The organism is Alkalispirillum mobile, from assembly GCF_003664325.1.
Lineage (GTDB): Bacteria > Pseudomonadota > Gammaproteobacteria > Nitrococcales > Halorhodospiraceae > Alkalilimnicola > Alkalilimnicola mobilis.
In genome coordinates, this window is sequence record NZ_RCDA01000002.1 from 25,638 (window position 1) to 42,842 (window position 17,205).

The following is a 17,205-nucleotide window of genomic DNA, read 5'->3' on the forward strand; positions in this document are numbered from 1 at the left end:
TCAGTTGGCGCGGGTGGCGTCCTCCAGGGCCCGCAGGATGTCCTCGCGGGCGATGACGCCGACCACCTGGTCGTTTTCCACCACCGGGAAGCTCTTGGTGCGCATTTCCACCATCCGCTGCAGCACCCGGGTCAGGGGGCGGTCAGGGTAGGTGGTGACCGGTTCGCGGGTCATGTAATCGGCCACCTTGCGCGACATGATGGCCTCGTAGGGCGGGATCATGGCCGTGGGCTGGAAGGTGAAGGCCTTGAGCAGGTCGAACTTGGTGGCCACGCCCAGCAAAGTGTTGTCCTGATCCACTACCGGCACGCCGTTGAAATCGTGCCGGGAGAACAGCGCCTCCAACTCCCGCAACTCGGTGTCCGGACTGATGGTGCAGGGGCTGCGGGTCATGTAGTCCTTGACCTGGTAATTCACGAACTCGTACATGGTCGCTCCGGTTGTTCCGTGATCCCCGGCTGGTTAGCGAAGGATGAGTGGCAAAGGTGTTAAGCGAAAACTAGCACTTTGCTGGCCTGCGGGTAAGGGGAGTGAGCAAGCCTTCTCAGGCGGGCACCGGCGCCCGCCACCGCTGCCAGCTGTACAGCGCACCATACAGCGTCAGACACCCCAACTGTACCACCCAGGGGGCCAGGCCACTCGGGTCGGCTAGCCAGTCCGGCCGTAACAGCAGTAGAGCCAGGCCCACCAGGGCCAGGCGTTCCAGGCCGTTGCAGTGGCGTCCGGCGTAGCCGGCGATGGCCGAGACCAGGGCGAACAGCCCGGCCAGCGCGGTCAGGAAGGTCCAGCCGATGATCACCGGGTCGGTCTGCCAGATGATCCGGCCGCCGTCGTCCAGCCCGGCGATCATCAACAACTCGGTGTTGAAAACAAACACGAAGGGCAGGATCGCGGTGCGCAGGTCGTAGCTGAAGCTCTGCACGCCGGTCTGCAGCGGTGGGCTCTGGGCGATGGCTGCCCCGGCATAGGCCGCCAGCCCCACCGGCGGTGTGTCGTCGGCGAGGATCCCGAAGTAAAAGACGAACAGGTGGGCGGCGATCACCGGGATCAGCAGCCCCATATCGCCGCCCAGTTGCACGATGACCGGCGCGGTGAGGGTGGCCATGACGATGTAGTTGGCGGTGGTGGGCAGGCCCATGCCGAGGATGATGCAGGTGAGCGCGGTGAGCCCCAGCATCAGGTAGAGGCTGCCCATGGAGAGCACCTCGATGACGTTGACGAACCGCCCCACCAGCCCGGTAGTGCTGACCACGCCGACGATGATGCCCGCGGTGGCGGTGGCCACGCCCACGGCCACCATGTTGCGTGCCCCGCCGATCATGCCGCGCAGAATGTCGCCCACACCTCCCAGCAGTGCCTGCCCGAGGACCCGGTGGAGCGGGGCCGGGGCGCCCAGCCGCTGGTGGGTCAGGTAGGCGAGTATCGGCCGTTGCACCAGCATGATCACCATGGTGGCCTGTATGGCGAGCAGCGCCGAGGCCACCGGCGAGCGGCGCATCACCACCAGGAACCAGATGAGCATGAGCAGTGGCACCAGGTAGTGCAGGCCGCGCAGCAGGGTGGACCAGAAGGGCGGCAGCTGGCTGCGCGGCACCACCGCCACGTTCTCCTTGCAGGCCTCGACGTGCACCACGTAGAAAAGCGCGATGTAGGCCACCAGCGCCGGGATGATCGCCGCCCGCAGCACGTCCAGGTAGGGCAGGCCGACGATCTCCGCCATGATGAAGGCTGCCGCGCCCATTACCGGCGGCATCAGCTGGCCGTTGGTGGAGGCGGCCACCTCCACCGCCGCCGCCTTGTGCGGCGGCAGCCCCACCCGCTTCATCAGCGGGATGGTGAACGTGCCGGTGGTGACGGTGTTGGCGATGGACGACCCCGACACCGACCCGGTCAGCCCGGAGGCGAAGACCGCCGCCTTGGCCGGGCCACCGCGCAGGCTGCCCAGGGCGGAGTAGGCCACGTCGATGAAGTACTTGCCGGCGCCGGCCCGCTCCAGCAGTGCTCCCAGCAGCACGAACAGGAAGACGAACCCCACCGAGACCCCCAGCGGCACGCCAAATATGCCGGAGTCGCTGAGGTACATGTCATTGACCAGGACCTCCAGGGAAACACCTCGGTGGCGCAGTAACCCTGGCATCCAGGGGCCGGCGAAGCAGTAGGCCAGGAACAGCGCCGCCAGCACCGGCAGAGCCCAGCCCAGGGTCCGCCGCGCCGCCTCCAGCAGTAGCCCGACGAGGACAATCCCCAAGACGATGTCCTGGGTTTCGGGCAGCCCCGCGCGCCAGAGAATCTCCTCGTAGTCCCACCAGATCCATAGCGTGGCGGCGGCCGCGGTCAGGGCCAGCAGGATGTCACTCCAGGGAATGCGATGGCGGTTGTCCAGGAACAGACCGATCCGGCGCAGAGGTTGCAGCCAACGAGGCGCAGGCCGGTGGCGGGCCGGGAAGAGCAGGAAGGCCAGCGTGATGGCAAAGGCGAGGTGCCAGACCCGGGCGATCTGGGTGTCGATGGGGTCCCAGGCGATGGCCAGCTGGAAGGCCGACCAGGCCAGGCAGAGCAGGGTGATGGCCGCAATGGCGATGCGCCCGCGGGGTTGCCGCGCACCCGTCTCCACGGCCTGGGCCATGGCCCGGGCCTGCTGCTGACCATCACGTTCACTCATTCAAGGGGTGAGCCTGGAATGGTTGGATGTGGAGCCCGCCCCGGGGAATGGGGCGGGCCTCGGGGCTCAGCGCCAGCCCTGTTCCTCGTAGTAGCGCAGGGCGCCCGGATGGAGGTCCACCGAGACCCCTTCCATCATGGCCTCGGGCTCCAGGTGGCGGAAGGCGGCGTGGGCGTTGCGCAGGTCATCCATCTGTTCAAACACGGCGGCGGTCAGGTCGTAGACCACGTCCTCGTCCATGTCGGCATGGGTCACCACGGTGGCGGTGACGGCGTAGGTTTCGATGTCTTCGTCCACGCCGGGGTAGGTGCCACCGGGAATGGCGGTCATCACGTAGTAGGGCCGCTCCTCCACGAACTCGCGGATGGCATCCGAGTTGATCGGGATCATGCGGATATCCACCGAGTTGGCCGGCTCCTCGATGGCAGCGCTGGGGTTGCCCACCGTGTAGAAGAAGCCGTCCACCTGGCCGTCCACCAGGGCGCGGGAGGCCTCGTGCTGTTGCAGGTTGCGGGCGCGGATGTCGTCCCGCGGGTCGATACCGTAGATCTCCAGCACGTCCATGGCGTTGCGGCGCTGGCCCGAGCCCGGGTTGCCGATGTTGATGGTATGGCCCTGGATGTCCTCCACCGAGTGGATGTCGCTATCGGCACGCACCACCAGCATCACCGTCTCCGGGTGCATGGCGAACAGGCTGCGCAACTCCTCGAAGGCACCGCGCCGCTCCCATTCCGCCTCGCCATTGATGGCCTGCCAGGCGCGGTCCGACTGGGCGACTCCGAAGTCGATGGAGCCCTGGGAGAGGGCGTTGATGTTGAACACCGAGCCCTGGGTGGGCCGGCCCACGCAATTGTAGTCGTCCTTGTGTTGCTCCAGCAGGCGGCACCCGTGCTGCGCGACCTGGTAATAGACGCCGGTGATGGAGGCACCGCCGAAGGTCAGGTCGCGGGCCTGGACGGGCAGGGCGACCAGGCTGGCGGCCAGCAGGGTGAACAGGGCGATCAGACTGGATCGACGCATGACTCCTTCCTCCTCGGATGATCGGATCAGGGCGCCTGGAGTTATACGGGGGACCGGTTCGGGACCGGCGGTGGGCGCCTGCGTATCAATCTAGCCTGCCGGCCGGCCCGATGCACGCATTTCTACACGGAGACGGGCCCGCTCGCGGCTCACGGTGGCCCGAACCGCCGGGTAAAGCTCGAGAAAACAGCCTTCCAGTTCCGGGTAAAACGGCCTGAGCCAGGCGCCCGCGTCCAGCAAGGGCCGGGGACGGCGCAAGCGCTGGGCGATGCGCGCCAGCACCTGCTCCAGACCGTCCAGCCGGGTGCAGGCACGCAGCCAGTCTCGCTCAATCATGGTGGGCAGGGCATCGCGCAGCGGGGCAGGCATGGCCGACCGGCTCTCCGCCAGTTCGGCGTAGACTTGACCGGTCCACTCGCGCAGGGGGGTGTCCTCCAGCGCGGACCAGTGGCGGATCAGGAAATGATCGTGGCAGAGGTCAAGCAGGATGCCGGCGTACCGGCGTTGGCCCTGCGGGAAGCGGCGGCGCAATCGGGCCGCGGCCGGGTGGTGGTCGGCCAGGCTGTCGATGCGCCGGTGCAGGTGCAGCCCGCGGTAAACGCCGCCGCTCCAGCGCGCGGGGTCGAGACGCCCGCGGACGTGGTCCCCCAGCAGGTTGCCCAGCCGTTCGGCGGGGCCATCGGCGAGTTGCAGGTGGGCCAGGTGGTTCATGCGGGCCCCGGTCCGGGGTGTCAGCCGTTGCCGGGGCCGCCGCCGGAGTCGCCCCCTTTACCACCGCCGTTGCCGCCCCCATTGCGGCGCCCGCCCCCCGGGCGGCGGCGACCGCCACCGGGGCGACCACCGCCGCGGCCGCCCTTGCCGCCGGGCCGGCTGCGCTGGATGCGCTTCGGCGGTTTGGGCTCGACCATCAACTCGCTCGAGGGCATTTCAGCGGGGATGCGCTGCTCGATATAGCTTTCGATATCGGGCAGGGAGAAGACGTACTCCTCGCAGGCCAGCGAGATGGCATCCCCGCTGGCGCCGGCGCGGGCGGTCCGCCCGATACGGTGGACGTAGTCCTCCGGGTCCTGGGGCAGGTCATAGTTGATAACGTGGGAGACATCCTCGATGTGCAGCCCCCGCGCAGCCACATCGGTGGCCACCAGGAAGCGCAGCTCGCCGTCCTGGAAACGCTTGAGCAGGGCCTCGCGCTTTTTCTGCGGGATGTCCCCGGAGATGACCGCGGCCTCGATATCGTTGCCCAGCAGGTAGCCCGTTACCCGGTCGGCGGCCCGTTTGGTGTTGACGAAGATGATCGAGCGGTTGAACGCCTCCTCGTTCTGGACCAGGCCCAGCAGCAGGGGGATCTTCTCGTCCTTGGAAACGTGGTAGAGCTTCTGGCGGACCCGGTCGGCGGTGATCTGCTCGGACTCGATACGCACCACCTCGGGGTCGTTCAGGTGCTCGTAGGCGAGCTCCATCACCCGGTGGGAGAGGGTGGCCGAGAACAGCAGGTTAATGCGCTGATCCGGCTTGGGCATGCGCCGCATCAGGTACCGGATGTCGGCGATAAAGCCCAGATCGAACATGCGGTCGGCCTCGTCCAGCACCAACACCTCGATGTGGTCGAGCTGGAAGACGCGCTGCTTGTAGAAGTCGATGATCCGCCCCGGGGTGCCGATAATGATATCGACCCCTTCTTCCAGCTGCTTGCGCTGGGCTTCGTAGCCGGTGCCGCCGTAGACCGCAGCGCACTTCAGCCCGGTGTAACGGCCCAGCTGCAGGGCGTCGCGGTGGATCTGCAGCGCCAGTTCGCGGGTGGGGGCCAGCATGATCGCCCAGGGGCCCTCTTTGCCTTCCTCCACCGGCACGGTCATGAGACGCTGCATGGTGGCGAGCAGGAAGGCGGCCGATTTGCCGGTGCCGGTCTGCGCCTGGCCGGCGATGTCGCGCCCCTCGAGGGCCTTCGGCAGGGTGGCAGCCTGGATGGGCGTGCAGTACTCGAAGCCGGCCCGCTGGAGGCCGTCCATCAGCGAGTCGTGCAGGCCAAGGGTGTCGAATCGGGTATCGGAGAGGTGTTCGTTTTTCATGGGCGCGTAGGTTACCGGAAATCGGTTTGCTTTTCTCGCCTTTATCCGGTTGGGTGGCGGTCAGGGGGGCGCCGCGCGCCGTGCACGCTAGCCTCCGGGGCGGTCATGCAAACGGGGAGTGATGGATGACGGACAGGGCGCTGGCACCCAAGCGGGAGATCTTCGGTTGGGCGATGTTCGACTTCGCCAACCAGGCCTACACCCTGCTCATTATCACCGTGGTGTTCGGGGACCTGTTCACGCGGGTGATCGTGGGGGACGGGCCCGATTACCGCCTGGGCAACCTGCTCTGGAGCCTGGCGCTGGCCACCAGTTACCTGCTGGTGGTGGTCTGCTCGCCGGTGGCCGGGGCGGTGATGGACTACACCGCCCGGCGCAAGCAGTTCCTGTTCGCCAGTTACCTCCTGACCGTGGTGGCCACCGCTGCGCTCTACTTCGTGGCGCCGGGCTACGCCATGCTGGGCGTCCTGCTGATCATCATCTCCAACTTCGCCTACTCCATCGGCGAGGCCTTCATCGCCAGCTTCCTGCCCGACCTGGGGCCGCCGGACAAGCTGGGGGCGATCTCCGGGATCGGCTGGGCGCTGGGCTACGTGGGCGGAATGTTCTCGGCGGTCTTCGTGCTGCTCTACCTCGGGGACGTGAGCGAAGAGAATTTTGACCGCATCCGCTGGGTGGGGCCGTGGGCGGCCGCCTTCTTCCTGGTGGCCGCCATGCCCACGTTCATCTTCCTGCGGGAGCGGGGCCGGCCCCGGGCGCTGCCGTCGGGCACGGGCTATGTCCGACTTGGCCTGCAGCGGGTGGGTGGCACGCTGGCGAACCTCAAGGGCTACCGGGACCTGGCGGTCTTTCTGCTCTCCACGTTCTTCGCCATGAGCGGCATGTACATCATCATCGCCTTTTCCTTCATCTACGGCGCCCAAGTGATCGGCTGGGACGAGGGGGTGCGGACGCTGATGTTCGTCATCGTGCAGATCAGCGCGGCGGTGGGCGCCGTGGGCTTCGGCCTGTTCCAGGGCCGGCTCGGCGGCCTGCGCACCTACCGGGTGACGGTGCTGCTCTGGATCGTGGCGGTCTGCTGCATCTACGCCACCCCGCAGCTGAGCGCTTTTGCCCGTGACTGGCTGGGCGTGAACTGGGAGGCGCAGTACGTCTTCCTGGTGGTGGGCACGCTGGCCGGCTCGGCGTTGGGGGCCTGCCAGTCCACCACGCGGGCTCTGGTGGGGGCCTTCGCGCCCCAGGGGCACGCGGCGGAGTTCTTCGGGTTCTGGGGGTTGTCGCTGAAGTTGGCCGGTGCCTTCAGCCTGGTGCTAATGGGGGGGCTGCAGGTGCTGGTGGGCCTGCACCTGGCCATCCTGTTCTGCGCGCTGCTGTTCGCGGTGGCGTTCCTGGTCAGTTGGCCGGTGGACGAGGCGCGGGGGCGGCGGGCCGCGGTGACCGCACCGCCCTGAGGGGGCCGCGCCACCGGGGTGGCACGGCGTGCGGGATCAGACCTCGATCATGTCGAACTCGGCCTTGGTGGCGCCGCACTCGGGGCACTTGAAGTCGTCCGGGATCTCCTCCCAGCGGGTGCCGGGCTTGATGCCCTCCTCGGGCAACCCCTCTTCCTCGTCGTAGATCCAGCCGCAGACCACGCACATCCAGGAGCGGTATTCCATCGTTAAACCCTTTACAGTTAGCTGTGAGCGTTTGCCGTGTATGCCTGACGGAACGTCACCCCTTGGGGGGCAGGATCCCGAGGCAGAATGCAACTGTAACCTTGAATATTTCTCAGGAAAAGCCATGTCGCAGCGCGCACAGCTCCGCCGCCGGGTCCGGGGGCTCTATGTGATCACTGACGCCGGTCTGCAGCCGCCGGCACGGCTACCCGAGCGGGTGCTGCAGGCCATCCGCGGCGGCGCACGGATGGTGCAGTACCGGGACAAGGGGCGCGATGCGGCCCGGCGGCTGGGCGAGGCGGAGGCCCTGGCGGCACTCTGCCGGCGCCACGGCGTGCTGTTCATCGTCAACGACGACGTGGAACTGGCGGTCGCCGTGGCGGCCGACGGGGTGCACGTGGGCCGGGAGGATGGGGCCGTCGCCGATGCCCGCGCCGCCCTGGGGCCCGAGCGGCTGGTGGGCGCGTCGAGCTACAACGACCCGGAGCGTGCCGTGCAGTTGCAGGCGGAGGGAGCCGATTACGTGGCCTTCGGCACCTTCTTCCCGTCACCGACCAAGCCGCACGCGGTGCGGGCCACCCCGGAGATGCTGCGTGCCGTGCGCCCCCGCCTGCAGGTGCCGGTGGTGGCCATCGGTGGTATCACCGCGGCGAAGGCGGGGCCGGTAGTGGCAGCGGGGGCCGATGCGCTGGCTGTGATCAGCGACGTCTTCGGGGCCGCGGACGTGACGGCGGCGGCCCGCGCCTATGCGCCGCTGTTCCGTGACGGCGAGGCCGCCGGCTAGCCTGATACAATCGGCGCAGCGACGCATTCACCCATCCGGACAATGCCTGAGGAGATCCCCATGCAGCGCTCCCACGAGCTCTTTGAACGCGCCCGCCAGCACATCGTCGGTGGCGTCAACTCCCCGGTGCGCGCCTTTACCGGCGTGGGCGGTGAGCCGCCCTTCATCGCCCGCGCCGAGGGGCCGTATCTGTACGACGAGGACGGCAAACGCTACGTGGACTACGTCTGCTCCTGGGGGCCGATGGTGGCCGGCCACGCCCACCCGGAGGTGGTGCGGGCGGTGCAGGAGACCGCGGCCCATGGGCTTTCCTTCGGCGCCCCCACGGAGCTGGAGGTGCGCATGGCGGAGAAACTGAAGGCCATGCTGCCGAGCCTGGAACGGGTGCGCATGGTGAACTCCGGCACCGAGGCCACCATGAGTGCCCTGCGCCTGGCCCGCGGGCATACCGGTCGGGAGAAGATCATCAAGTTCCGCGGCTGTTACCACGGCCACGTGGACGCCCTGCTGGTGCAGGCCGGCTCCGGCGCCCTGACCCTGGGCATCCCCGGTTCCCCGGGGGTGCCGGAGGCGGTGGTGGAACAGACGATCACCCTGCCGTATAACGACCCGGAGGCGGTGCGCGAGTGCTTCGGCCGCATGGGTGACGAGATTGCCGCGGTGATCGTCGAGCCGGTGGCCGGCAACATGAACTGCGTGCCCCCGGTGCCCGGCTTTCTGGAGGCCCTGCGCGAGTGCTGCGACGATCACGGCAGCGTGCTCATCTTCGACGAGGTGATGACCGGGTTCCGGGTGGGGGTGCAGTGCGCGCAGGGCCGTTACGGTATCACCCCCGACCTCACCTGCCTGGGCAAGGTCATCGGCGGTGGCATGCCGGTGGGCGCTTTCGGCGGCAAGGCCGATATCATGGCCAGCCTGGCGCCCGAGGGGCCGGTCTATCAGGCGGGCACCCTTTCCGGTAACCCGGTGGGCATGGCGGCCGGCATTGCCAACCTCTCGCTGGTCGACACGCCGGAGGTGCACCGCTCCCTGGAAGAGGCCACGGCGACCCTCATCGACGGGCTACGCGAGCGTGCGCAGGCGGCGGGCGTGCCGGTCTCCTTCAACCAGGCGGGCAGCATGTTCGGGGTGTTTTTCACCGACAAGGCGCCGGTGACCACCTTCGAGGACGTACAGGCCTGCGACCTGGAGGCCTTCAAGGTCTTCTTCCACGCCATGCTGGACGAAGGGGTGTACATGGCGCCTTCCGCCTTCGAGGCGGGGTTCCTGTCCACCGCCCACGACACCCCGGCCATCGAACAGACGCTGGCGGCGGCGGAGAAGGCCTTCGCCCGGGTGGCGAGCCGCTGAGCCGGCGTCGCGGGTGCCGGCCCGGTGGGCCGGTACCCCGCTCTATGCCGGGTCGGGGCCGGTTGTCATGACCGAGTGGCTTGCCGCGTCGCTGGACTGGGTGGCCGCCAACCCCGGTTGGGCGCTGGCCCTGCTGTTCCTGATCGCCTTCGCCGAGGGGCTGGTCGGTGCAGGGCTTATCGTCCCCGGGGCGGTGCTGCTCTTTGCCACCGGGGTGCTGATCGGTGGCGGCCATCTGCCGCTCTGGCCCAGCCTGGCGGCGGCCTACTGTGGCGCGGTGCTGGGCGATTCTGTCAGCTATGGGTTGGGTGCGCGCTACGGGCCCTGGCTACGGGGCAGTTGGCCGCTGCGTCGCTACCCCGGGGTGCTCGACAAGGGCATCGCCTTCTTCCAGGCCCACGGCGCCAAAAGCGTCATCCTCGGCCGGTTTGTCGGGCCCATCCGCGGCATCATCCCCGCCGTGGCGGGAATGATGCACATGCCGCCGGGCCGGTTCATGCTGGCGAACCTGCTCTCCGCTGTGGTCTGGGCACCGGCCTACCTGTTTCCCGGGATGGTACTGGGTGCCTCCATGGCCGTTGCGATGGCGGTGACCACCCGGCTGCTGTTGCTGCTGGCCATGGTGTTGCTCGCGCTCTGGCTGCTCTGGTGGGTCTGGCACCGGCACCTGCGCCGGTTGCTCCGTCGCTGGGGGACGCGGCTCGCGTGGCAGGCCCGACGCTGGGGGCGCATGCACCCGCTGCTGGGCCAGGCCCTGTGGCCCTCACGGCAGGCGTTCCGCGCGCTGGGCCATCACCTCGGGCGGCTATGGTGGGTGGCCGTGGCCCTGCTGGCGGTGTTGAGTACCCGAATCTGGCTGCTCGGCGGGCCCACACTGCCGGATGAGTCGATCCTCGGCTATTTCCAGTTCCTGCTGCCGGCCGGCTTACACCAGGCGCTTTGGCTGCCGGCCCTGCTGGTGGATGCCGCCGCCTGGGCGCCAGCGCTGGCTATCGGCCTGCTGTGGTTGATCCTGCAGGGCCGGGTCCGGGTGGTCCTGGCCCTGGGGGGGGCCGTGGTGCTGGCCTGGGCCGGGGGCTGGGGCCTGGGCTGGTGGTTGGGTGCCATCGATGTCGAACCCCTCTACCCGGGCGCGCCGGCCCACCACTTTCCCGACCCCGACATGGCGGCGCTGGCAGCGTTGCTGATCGCCAGCGTGGTGCTGGCCACCGCCACCTACGGCGTGCTGCGGCGGCCCTTGCTGCTGCTCGGTGGCCTGGTCCTGCTCGGGGTGGCCGGGGCGGCCGTACTGGTAGGCCGGGTCTGGGTGGTGGACGCGCTGGGCGGGTTCCTGCTCGGGGCGGTGGCCGCTGGGCTGGTGGTGCTCGCCCGGTTGAACACCAGTCGGCGCCGGCCGGAACGGCCACTGCCGTTGCTGGTGGTCGCCGTGCTCGTCCTCGCTGGTGGTCTGCATGCGGTGCAGCACACCGATCTGCTGCGCGAGCGCATCGCGCTCTCTTCGGGCTGGCCCGTCGCCACCCTGTCCGACTGGCTGACCGGTGAATTGCCGGCCGGACAGGGGCGGGAGCAGCGCTGGTTGGATGGCGGGCGACGGCCGGTGGACTTCCAGTGGCTCACCGGACCCAGTGAGCTGGAGCGCAAGCTGGACCAGGCGGGGTGGCAGGCGCCGGATCGGGGCCTGACCGGTGCCCTGCGCTGGTTGCAGCCGGAGCCGGGGCTGGAGGCCTTCCCGCCCTTGCCCCGCTGGCACCGCGGTCGGTTGCCGGCGCTGGTCCGGGTGCTGCCGGTGGCCGAGGACAAGCGCTGGGTGCTCCGGCTGTGGCCGGCGACCCTGCACTTGGTCGATACGCCGCAGCAGCTCTGGCTGGGCAGTCTGGAACAGGAGCGGGTGTACCCGGGCTGGCCCGTGGTATGGACCGAGGGCCTGCCGGTGGACATGGCCGAAAAGCAGGAATTGGCGGTCTTGCTGGCCGGTGAGGGGGCTCTACTGCGGGTGGAGCCGGGGTTGCCGGCACGGGTGATGCCGCTCCTCCGGCCCCTGCCGGAGCCGCAACGCTGAGCCGGGTCAGCGTCGCCGCCGCGCGAGGCGTCGCTCGAGCTGCTCCAAGGCCCGCAGGTAGCCGGCTTCGTCCGGTTCGCGCCCCTCCCGCTGGGCCTGCCAAAGCCCCTCGGCCAGCGGCTCCATCATCAGGTGTTCGGCCTCCAGCGGATCGCCCAGGGCCTGGCTGAGGTTGTGGTGGATGCGTCGGATACCGGCCGGGCGGTCGGTGCTCACCTGCTCGCGCAGGGCGATGTGCATGCCCATGTGCAGGAAGGGGTTGGTCTCGCCATCCTCCGGCAGGTAATCGCGCTGCAGGGCCTTGTCGGGCTGCTCCAGTAGTTTGTGGTACTCCGGGTGCTGGGCGACCACCTCGCCCACCATGGCCTCCAGCGGCTGGAGCACCTGCCCCGCCTGGTACTTGCGCCAGGCGTCCAGGTAGAAACGGCGCATCTGTTCGCGGTCGGTGAAGAACATCAGTGCCTCCGCAGGGGTCAGGGGTCGACCTTGTCCGGGTAGCCGCACAGGTCCTCGATGACGCAGGCCCCGCAGCGGGGCTTGCGGGCCACGCAGGTGTAGCGCCCGTGCAGGATCAGCCAGTGGTGGGCGTCCCGCTTGAACTCCTCCGGTACCACCTGCAGCAGCTTGTCCTCCACCTGGCGCACCGTTCGGCCCGGGGCCAGACCGGTGCGGTTGCTGACCCGGAAGATGTGGGTGTCCACCGCGATGGTCGGCTCGCCGAAGGCGGTGTTGAGGATCACGTTGGCCGTCTTGCGACCGACGCCCGGCAGGGCCTCCAGGGCCTTGCGGTCGCGCGGCACCTCGCCACCGTGCCGTTCCAGCAGGATTCGGCAGGTCTTGATGACGTTGGCCGCCTTGCTGTTGTACAGCCCGATGTTGCGGATGTACTGCTTGAGCCCCTCCTCACCCAGCTCCAGGATGGCCTCCGGCGTGTTGGCCACCGGAAAGAGCTTGGCGGTGGCCTTGTTGACGCTCACGTCGGTAGCCTGGGCGGACAGGGCGACGGCCACCAGCAGCTCGAAGGGGGTGCTGTACTCCAGTTCGGTGGTGGGCTCGGGCATGTGTTCCCGGAGCCGGCTGAACAGTGCCTTGATCTTTGCCTTGGTCATGATGCGGGATGATAACCGATCTGCAGGGTCAATTGCCGCGCTGGTCCAGCCAGTTCTTGCCCGCCAGCAGCAGGCCCAGGCCGATGAAGGCCCCCGGCGGCAGCAGTGCCAGCAGGTAGCCCGGGTAGTCAGGGATAACCGTGATCTGAAGGCGGTGGCCGAATTCGCCGAACAGCAGGTGGGCGTTGGCCAGCAGCGTGCCCTGGCCGAGCAGCTCGCGCAGGGCGCCGAGGGCCAGCAGCACGGCGCCGAAACCCACGCCCATCATCAGCCCGTCCAGGGCCGCGCGCCCCGGCGGATTGCGGGCAGCAAAGGCCTCGGCCCGGCCGAGAATGGCGCAGTTGGTGACTATCAGCGGGATGAAGATGCCGAGCACCAGGTAGAGCGGGTGGAACCAGGCCTCCATGATCAGCTCCACGGCGGTCACGAAGGAGGCGATCACCAGGACGAACACCGGAATGCGCACCTCCGATCGCACATGGTGGCGGATCAGCGACACCGTCAGGTTGGAGGCCACCAGCACTAGCAGCGTGGCCAGGGCCAGCCCGGCCGCGTTCACCACGGTGCCGGTGACCGCCAGCAGCGGACAGAGCCCCAACAACTGCACCAGCGCCGGGTTGTTCTCCCACAGCCCCTGCCGGGACAGCGTTCGGAAAGGGGAGGGGGCGCGGGGGGCTTCGGTGGTCGGTAACGCGTCGGTGCTCATGAGACGCCTCTCAGCCTCGGTGGGGGTCGTCGAGTTCCGGGAACACGGCAGTCTGGTGGCGCTCGAACCACTCCAGCCCCCGCCGCACGGCATGGACCACCGCGCGCGGGGTCACCGTGGCCCCGGTGAACTGGTCAAAATCGCCGCCATCCCGCTCTACCGTCCAGCGCTCGGCGGGCGGGTCGCCGAGCCGTCGCCCGGCGAAATCGTGGATCCAGTCGGAGCGGTCCGCCTCGATGAGATCGCCCAGTCCGGGCGTCTCCTGGTGCTGTACCACCCGCACGCCGGTGAGGGTGCCGTCCAGCATGACGCCCATCAGCAGTCGGATCTGTCCGTTGTAGCCATCCGGTGCCACCACGGTGAGAATCGCCGCCACCGGCTCGTTACCCTGCCAGGCCCGGTAGACGGTGAGCGACTCCCCCGGGCGGCCCAGCGCGTCTCCCGGGACCTGCCGGGTGTCCTCGTGCAGGGCGTTGTCGTAAAGGTGCGCCGGCAGCACCTCGTTCAGCCGCTGCAGCAAAGTGGCCTCGCGTTCGTCGGCGATGCGTTCTGCGGTGAACTCGTGGGTGATCACCACCAACGTGGTACCCGCGGCGGCAAAGCCGCCCAGGATAGCGCCGGCCAGCAGGATGTTGCGCAACGTCATCCCGTGCCCCTCCGTGGCCGGAAACAGTAGTCGATGAAGGGTGCGGCGCCGTTCATCAGCAGGATCGCGAAGGCGACACCATCCGGGTAGCCGCCGAACTCGCGGATGAGCAGGGCCAGTGCCCCGATCCCGGCACCGTAGATCCAGCGGCCCCGCACCGTGGTGGCGGCGGAGACCGGGTCGGTGGCGACGAAAAAGGCCCCGAGCAGGGTGCCGCCGGCCAGCAGGTGGAACAGCGGTGCCGGCCGTTCACCCGGCAGCAGCCAGAGCAGTGCGGCCAGCACTGCCATGGTACCGAGCATGGCGACGGGGATGCGCCAGTCAATCAGCCGTTGATGCATCAGCCACAGCCCGCCGGCCAGGAACAGTAGCGGCGCCACCACCCAGCCGGGTCCGGCCTCGAGCATGAACACGCCGCTGGGCGGCGTGCCGGCGTGCACCAGGTCCAGCGGCGTGGCGCCGGTGAGGGCATCCAGCGTGGCCTCATCGGCCCCCAGCAGTACTGCACGGATGGCGGCGGCTGCGTCCACCGGCCAGTCCCCCGGCGCGGCCGCCGGGAACCAGTAGGTCATCTCCCGCGGAAAGGCGATCAGCGCCATCACGTAGCCCACCATGGCGGGGTTGAAGGGGTTGTAGCCCAGGCCGCCGTACAGGTGCTTGCCGAACAGCACTCCGAAGAAGACCGCGCTGGCGGTCACCCACCAGGGGGCCAGGGGCGGGATGGCCAGGGCCACGATCCAGCCGGTGACCAGCACGCTGCCGTCCGCCAGTGCCGGGGCCACCGGCCGCCGGCGCAGGCGCATGACCAGCGCCTCCGTGCCCAGGGCCACGAGAATCGCCACCGCCAGGTGTACCAGCACCCCGGTGCCCTGGAACCAGGCCAGTGCCAGGGTGCCGGGCACCAGCGCATACAGCACCTGGCGCATGACCGCGGCCACGCCCGATGCGCCCGTCTGATGCGGCGAACTGCGGCGGGGGAATTCCAGGGCTAGTCCTCCTTTTCCGCGGACTTCTTTCGGCGGGCCCGGGCCAGGGCGGCGTTGATGGTGGCCTTGCGGTCGTCCTTGCCCTGCTTCAGGGCCTCCTTCTTGCGACGGCGCCGTTCGGCCTGTTCCTGTTTCTCCCGTTCCAGCCGTTCCTGGCGGAATTCATGACGGCGGCGGGCCAACTCCGCCCGTGCCTGCTCCTTCTCCCGCTCGGCGATGGCGCCCTTGGCGTGGCGGAAGTACTGCACCAGCGGGATCTGGCTGGGGCAGACCCAGGCGCATGCGCCGCATTCGATGCAGTCGAACACCCCCCAGTCGTCCGCCAGGGTGTAGTCGCGGCTGCGGGTGTACCAGTAGATCTGTTGCGGGGTCAGGGCCTCCGGGCACACCTCGGCGCAGGCGCCGCAGCGGATGCAGGGCATCGCCGGTGCCGACGGGGTGAGCTCGGCCGGGGTGGCGGCCAGCAGGCAGTTGGTGCCCTTGATGACAGGGACGGCGTCGTCCAGCAGGGAGCGGCCCATCAGGCTGCCGCCCATCACCAGTTGCGCGACCCGGGGGTGGTAGCCGCCGCAATGGGCGACCAGTTCGCTGACCGGCGTGCCGATGCGCGCCTCCAGGTTGCCCGGCTGGCGGACGCCATCGCCGGTCACCGTGACGATGCGCTGCGTCAGCGGCTCGCCGTATAGAACGGCCCGGTGGATGGCGGCGAAGGTGGCGACGTTGCTGGTGATCACCCCGACGTCCTTGGGCAGGCCGTCCGGCGGCACCCGGCGCCCGGTGAGGTTCTCGATCAACTGCCGTTCGCTGCCGGCGGGATAGCGTTCGGGAATGCGGTCAATGGTCCAGGCCAACGGACCGTGGGCCAGCCCGCTGTCCTCGAGGGCCCGCTCCAGTGCGTGGGCCGCCTCCGGCTTGTCGCTCTCCACGGCGACCCGGACCCGTCCGGCGCCCAGCATGCCGGCAGCGATGGCCGCTCCGGATAATATCTCCGTGGGCCGCTCCCGCATCAGCCGGTCGTCGCAGGTGAGGTGGGTATCGCATTCCACCCCGTTCACGATCAGCGTGTCCGGCGGCGTATCGGCGGGCGGGTTGAGTTTGATGGCGGTGGGGAAGGCTGCGCCGCCCAGGCCGACGATGCCCGCCTCGCGGATACGGGCGCGCAGGACCCGCGCCGGGGTGTCCGTCGGGTCGTCGATGGGCGGTAGCGGCGGGGCCCACCGGTCCTCACCGTCGGTCTCGATCACGATGCAGGGCGCGGACAGGCCGGAGGGGTGGGGGACTGGGCGGTCCTCGATGGCGATCACCGTGCCCGAACTGCTGGCGTGCACCGGGGCGCAGACGTAGTTGTCAGCGCGGGCCACTGGTTGGCCGCGCAGCACGGTGTCGCCCACTGCCACCACCGGCTCGGCCGGCTCACCGATGTGCTGGTGCAGCGGGAGTACCAGGGTGCGGGGCAGGGGCCCGGGCCGGATGGCCTGATCGCGGGTATGCCGTCTGCCATCCAGGTCGAGCCCGCCGCGGAAGCCGTGCAACGGCCCGCTCACGCCGCCTCCCGGCTGGAGCGCGGCCCGTCGGCGGGCAGTGGCCAGTGCCACTCCGCCAGGTCCAGCTCTACCGGCACCATGTGGATGCAGTCCACCGGGCAGGGGTCCACACAGAGGTCGCAGCCGGTGCATTCGTCCCGGATCACCGTATGCATCTGTTTCGGTGCCCCCAGGATGGCGTCCACCGGGCAGGCCTGGATGCAGCGGGTGCAGCCGATGCAGACCGACTCGTCCACCCAGGCCACCCGCGGGGTGTCCGGCGTCTCGCCCCGTTCCTCGTCCAGCGGCAGGGGCTCCACGCCCAGCAGGTCCGCCAGGGTCTGGACCGTGTCCTGCCCCCCCGGCGGGCAGCGGTTGATCTCGGCCTCGCCGGCGGCGATGGCCTCGGCGTAGGGGCGGCAGCCGCCGAATCCGCACTGGCCGCACTGGGTCTGGGGAAGGACTGAATCCACCTGGTCGGCGATGGGGTTGCCCTCCACCCGGAAGCGCACGGCGGCAAAGCCCAGCAGCGCGCCGCTGCCGAGAGCCAGGGCCGTGATTGCCAGTATGGATGTCAGCATGATCGACTCCGTGACCGTTCAGGCCGGTGGCCGTCGTCGGGTGTCGCCGGGC

General features: G+C 69.2%; 17 protein-coding genes. 4 read left to right on the forward strand and 13 right to left on the reverse strand.

Translation table 11 applies throughout. The features are described 5' to 3' along the window. The 5 genes from DFR31_RS08370 to DFR31_RS08390 form a co-directional block, all read right to left on the reverse strand. A complete protein-coding gene (locus DFR31_RS08370; protein ID WP_121442234.1) occupies positions 1-429 on the reverse strand; it encodes a CBS domain-containing protein in 429 nt (142 codons plus the stop codon). Positions 430-544: 115 nt separating this feature from the next. After that, entirely contained in the window at positions 545-2,662 is a 2,118-nt protein-coding gene (locus DFR31_RS08375; RefSeq protein ID WP_121442235.1) for a TRAP transporter permease, read from the reverse strand. Between the two features lie 66 nt (positions 2,663-2,728). Beyond that, entirely contained in the window at positions 2,729-3,682 is a 954-nt protein-coding gene (locus DFR31_RS08380) for a TAXI family TRAP transporter solute-binding subunit (protein WP_121442236.1), read from the reverse strand. A 90-nt stretch (positions 3,683-3,772) separates the two neighbouring features. Beyond that, positions 3,773-4,393 (reverse strand): acyl carrier protein phosphodiesterase, encoded by a 621-nt coding sequence (locus tag DFR31_RS08385; protein WP_121442237.1) that lies wholly within the window; start codon positions 4,391-4,393, stop codon positions 3,773-3,775. A gap of 20 nt (positions 4,394-4,413) precedes the next feature. Beyond that, positions 4,414-5,751, reverse strand: coding sequence for a DEAD/DEAH box helicase (locus tag DFR31_RS08390; RefSeq protein WP_121442238.1), 1,338 nt, complete (start codon positions 5,749-5,751; stop codon positions 4,414-4,416). Positions 5,752-5,876: 125 nt separating this feature from the next. Between DFR31_RS08390 and DFR31_RS08395 the strand changes: the two genes are divergently transcribed. Next, a complete protein-coding gene (locus DFR31_RS08395) occupies positions 5,877-7,202 on the forward strand; it encodes an MFS transporter (RefSeq protein ID WP_121442239.1) in 1,326 nt (441 codons plus the stop codon). A gap of 36 nt (positions 7,203-7,238) precedes the next feature. On the opposite strand, the gene DFR31_RS08400 is transcribed toward DFR31_RS08395, so the two are convergent. Next, positions 7,239-7,409, reverse strand: coding sequence for a rubredoxin (locus tag DFR31_RS08400; RefSeq protein WP_121442240.1), 171 nt, complete (start codon positions 7,407-7,409; stop codon positions 7,239-7,241). 124 nt (positions 7,410-7,533) lie between these two features. Between DFR31_RS08400 and thiE the strand changes: the two genes are divergently transcribed. The 3 genes from thiE to DFR31_RS08415 all read left to right on the forward strand — a co-directional run bounded on the left by thiE (position 7,534) and on the right by DFR31_RS08415 (position 11,602). Next, positions 7,534-8,193: a thiamine phosphate synthase gene (gene thiE, locus DFR31_RS08405; RefSeq protein WP_121442241.1), complete on the forward strand. Its 660-nt coding sequence runs from the start codon at positions 7,534-7,536 to the stop codon at positions 8,191-8,193. 60 nt (positions 8,194-8,253) lie between these two features. Beyond that, positions 8,254-9,543 (forward strand): glutamate-1-semialdehyde 2,1-aminomutase, encoded by a 1,290-nt coding sequence (hemL, locus tag DFR31_RS08410; RefSeq protein ID WP_121442242.1) that lies wholly within the window; start codon positions 8,254-8,256, stop codon positions 9,541-9,543. Between the two features lie 67 nt (positions 9,544-9,610). Further along, positions 9,611-11,602 carry a VTT domain-containing protein gene (locus tag DFR31_RS08415; protein ID WP_121442243.1) on the forward strand — a complete coding sequence of 664 codons (1,992 nt, stop codon included), beginning with the start codon at positions 9,611-9,613 and terminating at the stop codon, positions 11,600-11,602. A 6-nt stretch (positions 11,603-11,608) separates the two neighbouring features. Here the strand turns inward: DFR31_RS08415 and DFR31_RS08420 are convergent, their stop codons facing one another. From DFR31_RS08420 to rsxB, 7 genes are read right to left on the reverse strand one after another with little or no spacing between them, the layout of a single operon-like run. Then, a complete protein-coding gene (locus DFR31_RS08420; RefSeq protein ID WP_121442244.1) occupies positions 11,609-12,058 on the reverse strand; it encodes a DUF1841 family protein in 450 nt (149 codons plus the stop codon). Positions 12,059-12,075: 17 nt separating this feature from the next. After that, positions 12,076-12,711 carry an endonuclease III gene (nth, locus tag DFR31_RS08425; protein WP_121442245.1) on the reverse strand — a complete coding sequence of 212 codons (636 nt, stop codon included), beginning with the start codon at positions 12,709-12,711 and terminating at the stop codon, positions 12,076-12,078. A gap of 28 nt (positions 12,712-12,739) precedes the next feature. Further along, positions 12,740-13,417: an electron transport complex subunit E gene (locus DFR31_RS08430; protein ID WP_121442246.1), complete on the reverse strand. Its 678-nt coding sequence runs from the start codon at positions 13,415-13,417 to the stop codon at positions 12,740-12,742. A gap of 10 nt (positions 13,418-13,427) precedes the next feature. Continuing rightward, positions 13,428-14,063, reverse strand: a complete 636-nt coding sequence (rsxG, locus tag DFR31_RS08435; protein WP_211328273.1) for an electron transport complex subunit RsxG — start codon at positions 14,061-14,063, stop codon at positions 13,428-13,430. After that, the gene (locus DFR31_RS08440) at positions 14,060-15,049 is read right to left on the reverse strand and encodes an RnfABCDGE type electron transport complex subunit D (RefSeq protein WP_121442247.1); all 990 of its coding nucleotides are present in this window, start codon (positions 15,047-15,049) and stop codon (positions 14,060-14,062) included. The genes rsxG and DFR31_RS08440 overlap by 4 nt, the downstream gene beginning before the upstream one ends. Before the next feature lie 2 nt (positions 15,050-15,051). Further along, a complete protein-coding gene (rsxC, locus tag DFR31_RS08445) occupies positions 15,052-16,593 on the reverse strand; it encodes an electron transport complex subunit RsxC (RefSeq protein WP_121442248.1) in 1,542 nt (513 codons plus the stop codon). Further along, positions 16,590-17,153: an electron transport complex subunit RsxB gene (gene rsxB, locus DFR31_RS08450; RefSeq protein ID WP_121442249.1), complete on the reverse strand. Its 564-nt coding sequence runs from the start codon at positions 17,151-17,153 to the stop codon at positions 16,590-16,592. Before rsxB ends, rsxC begins: the two co-directional genes overlap by 4 nt. Between the last annotated feature and the right edge of the window lie 52 nt (positions 17,154-17,205).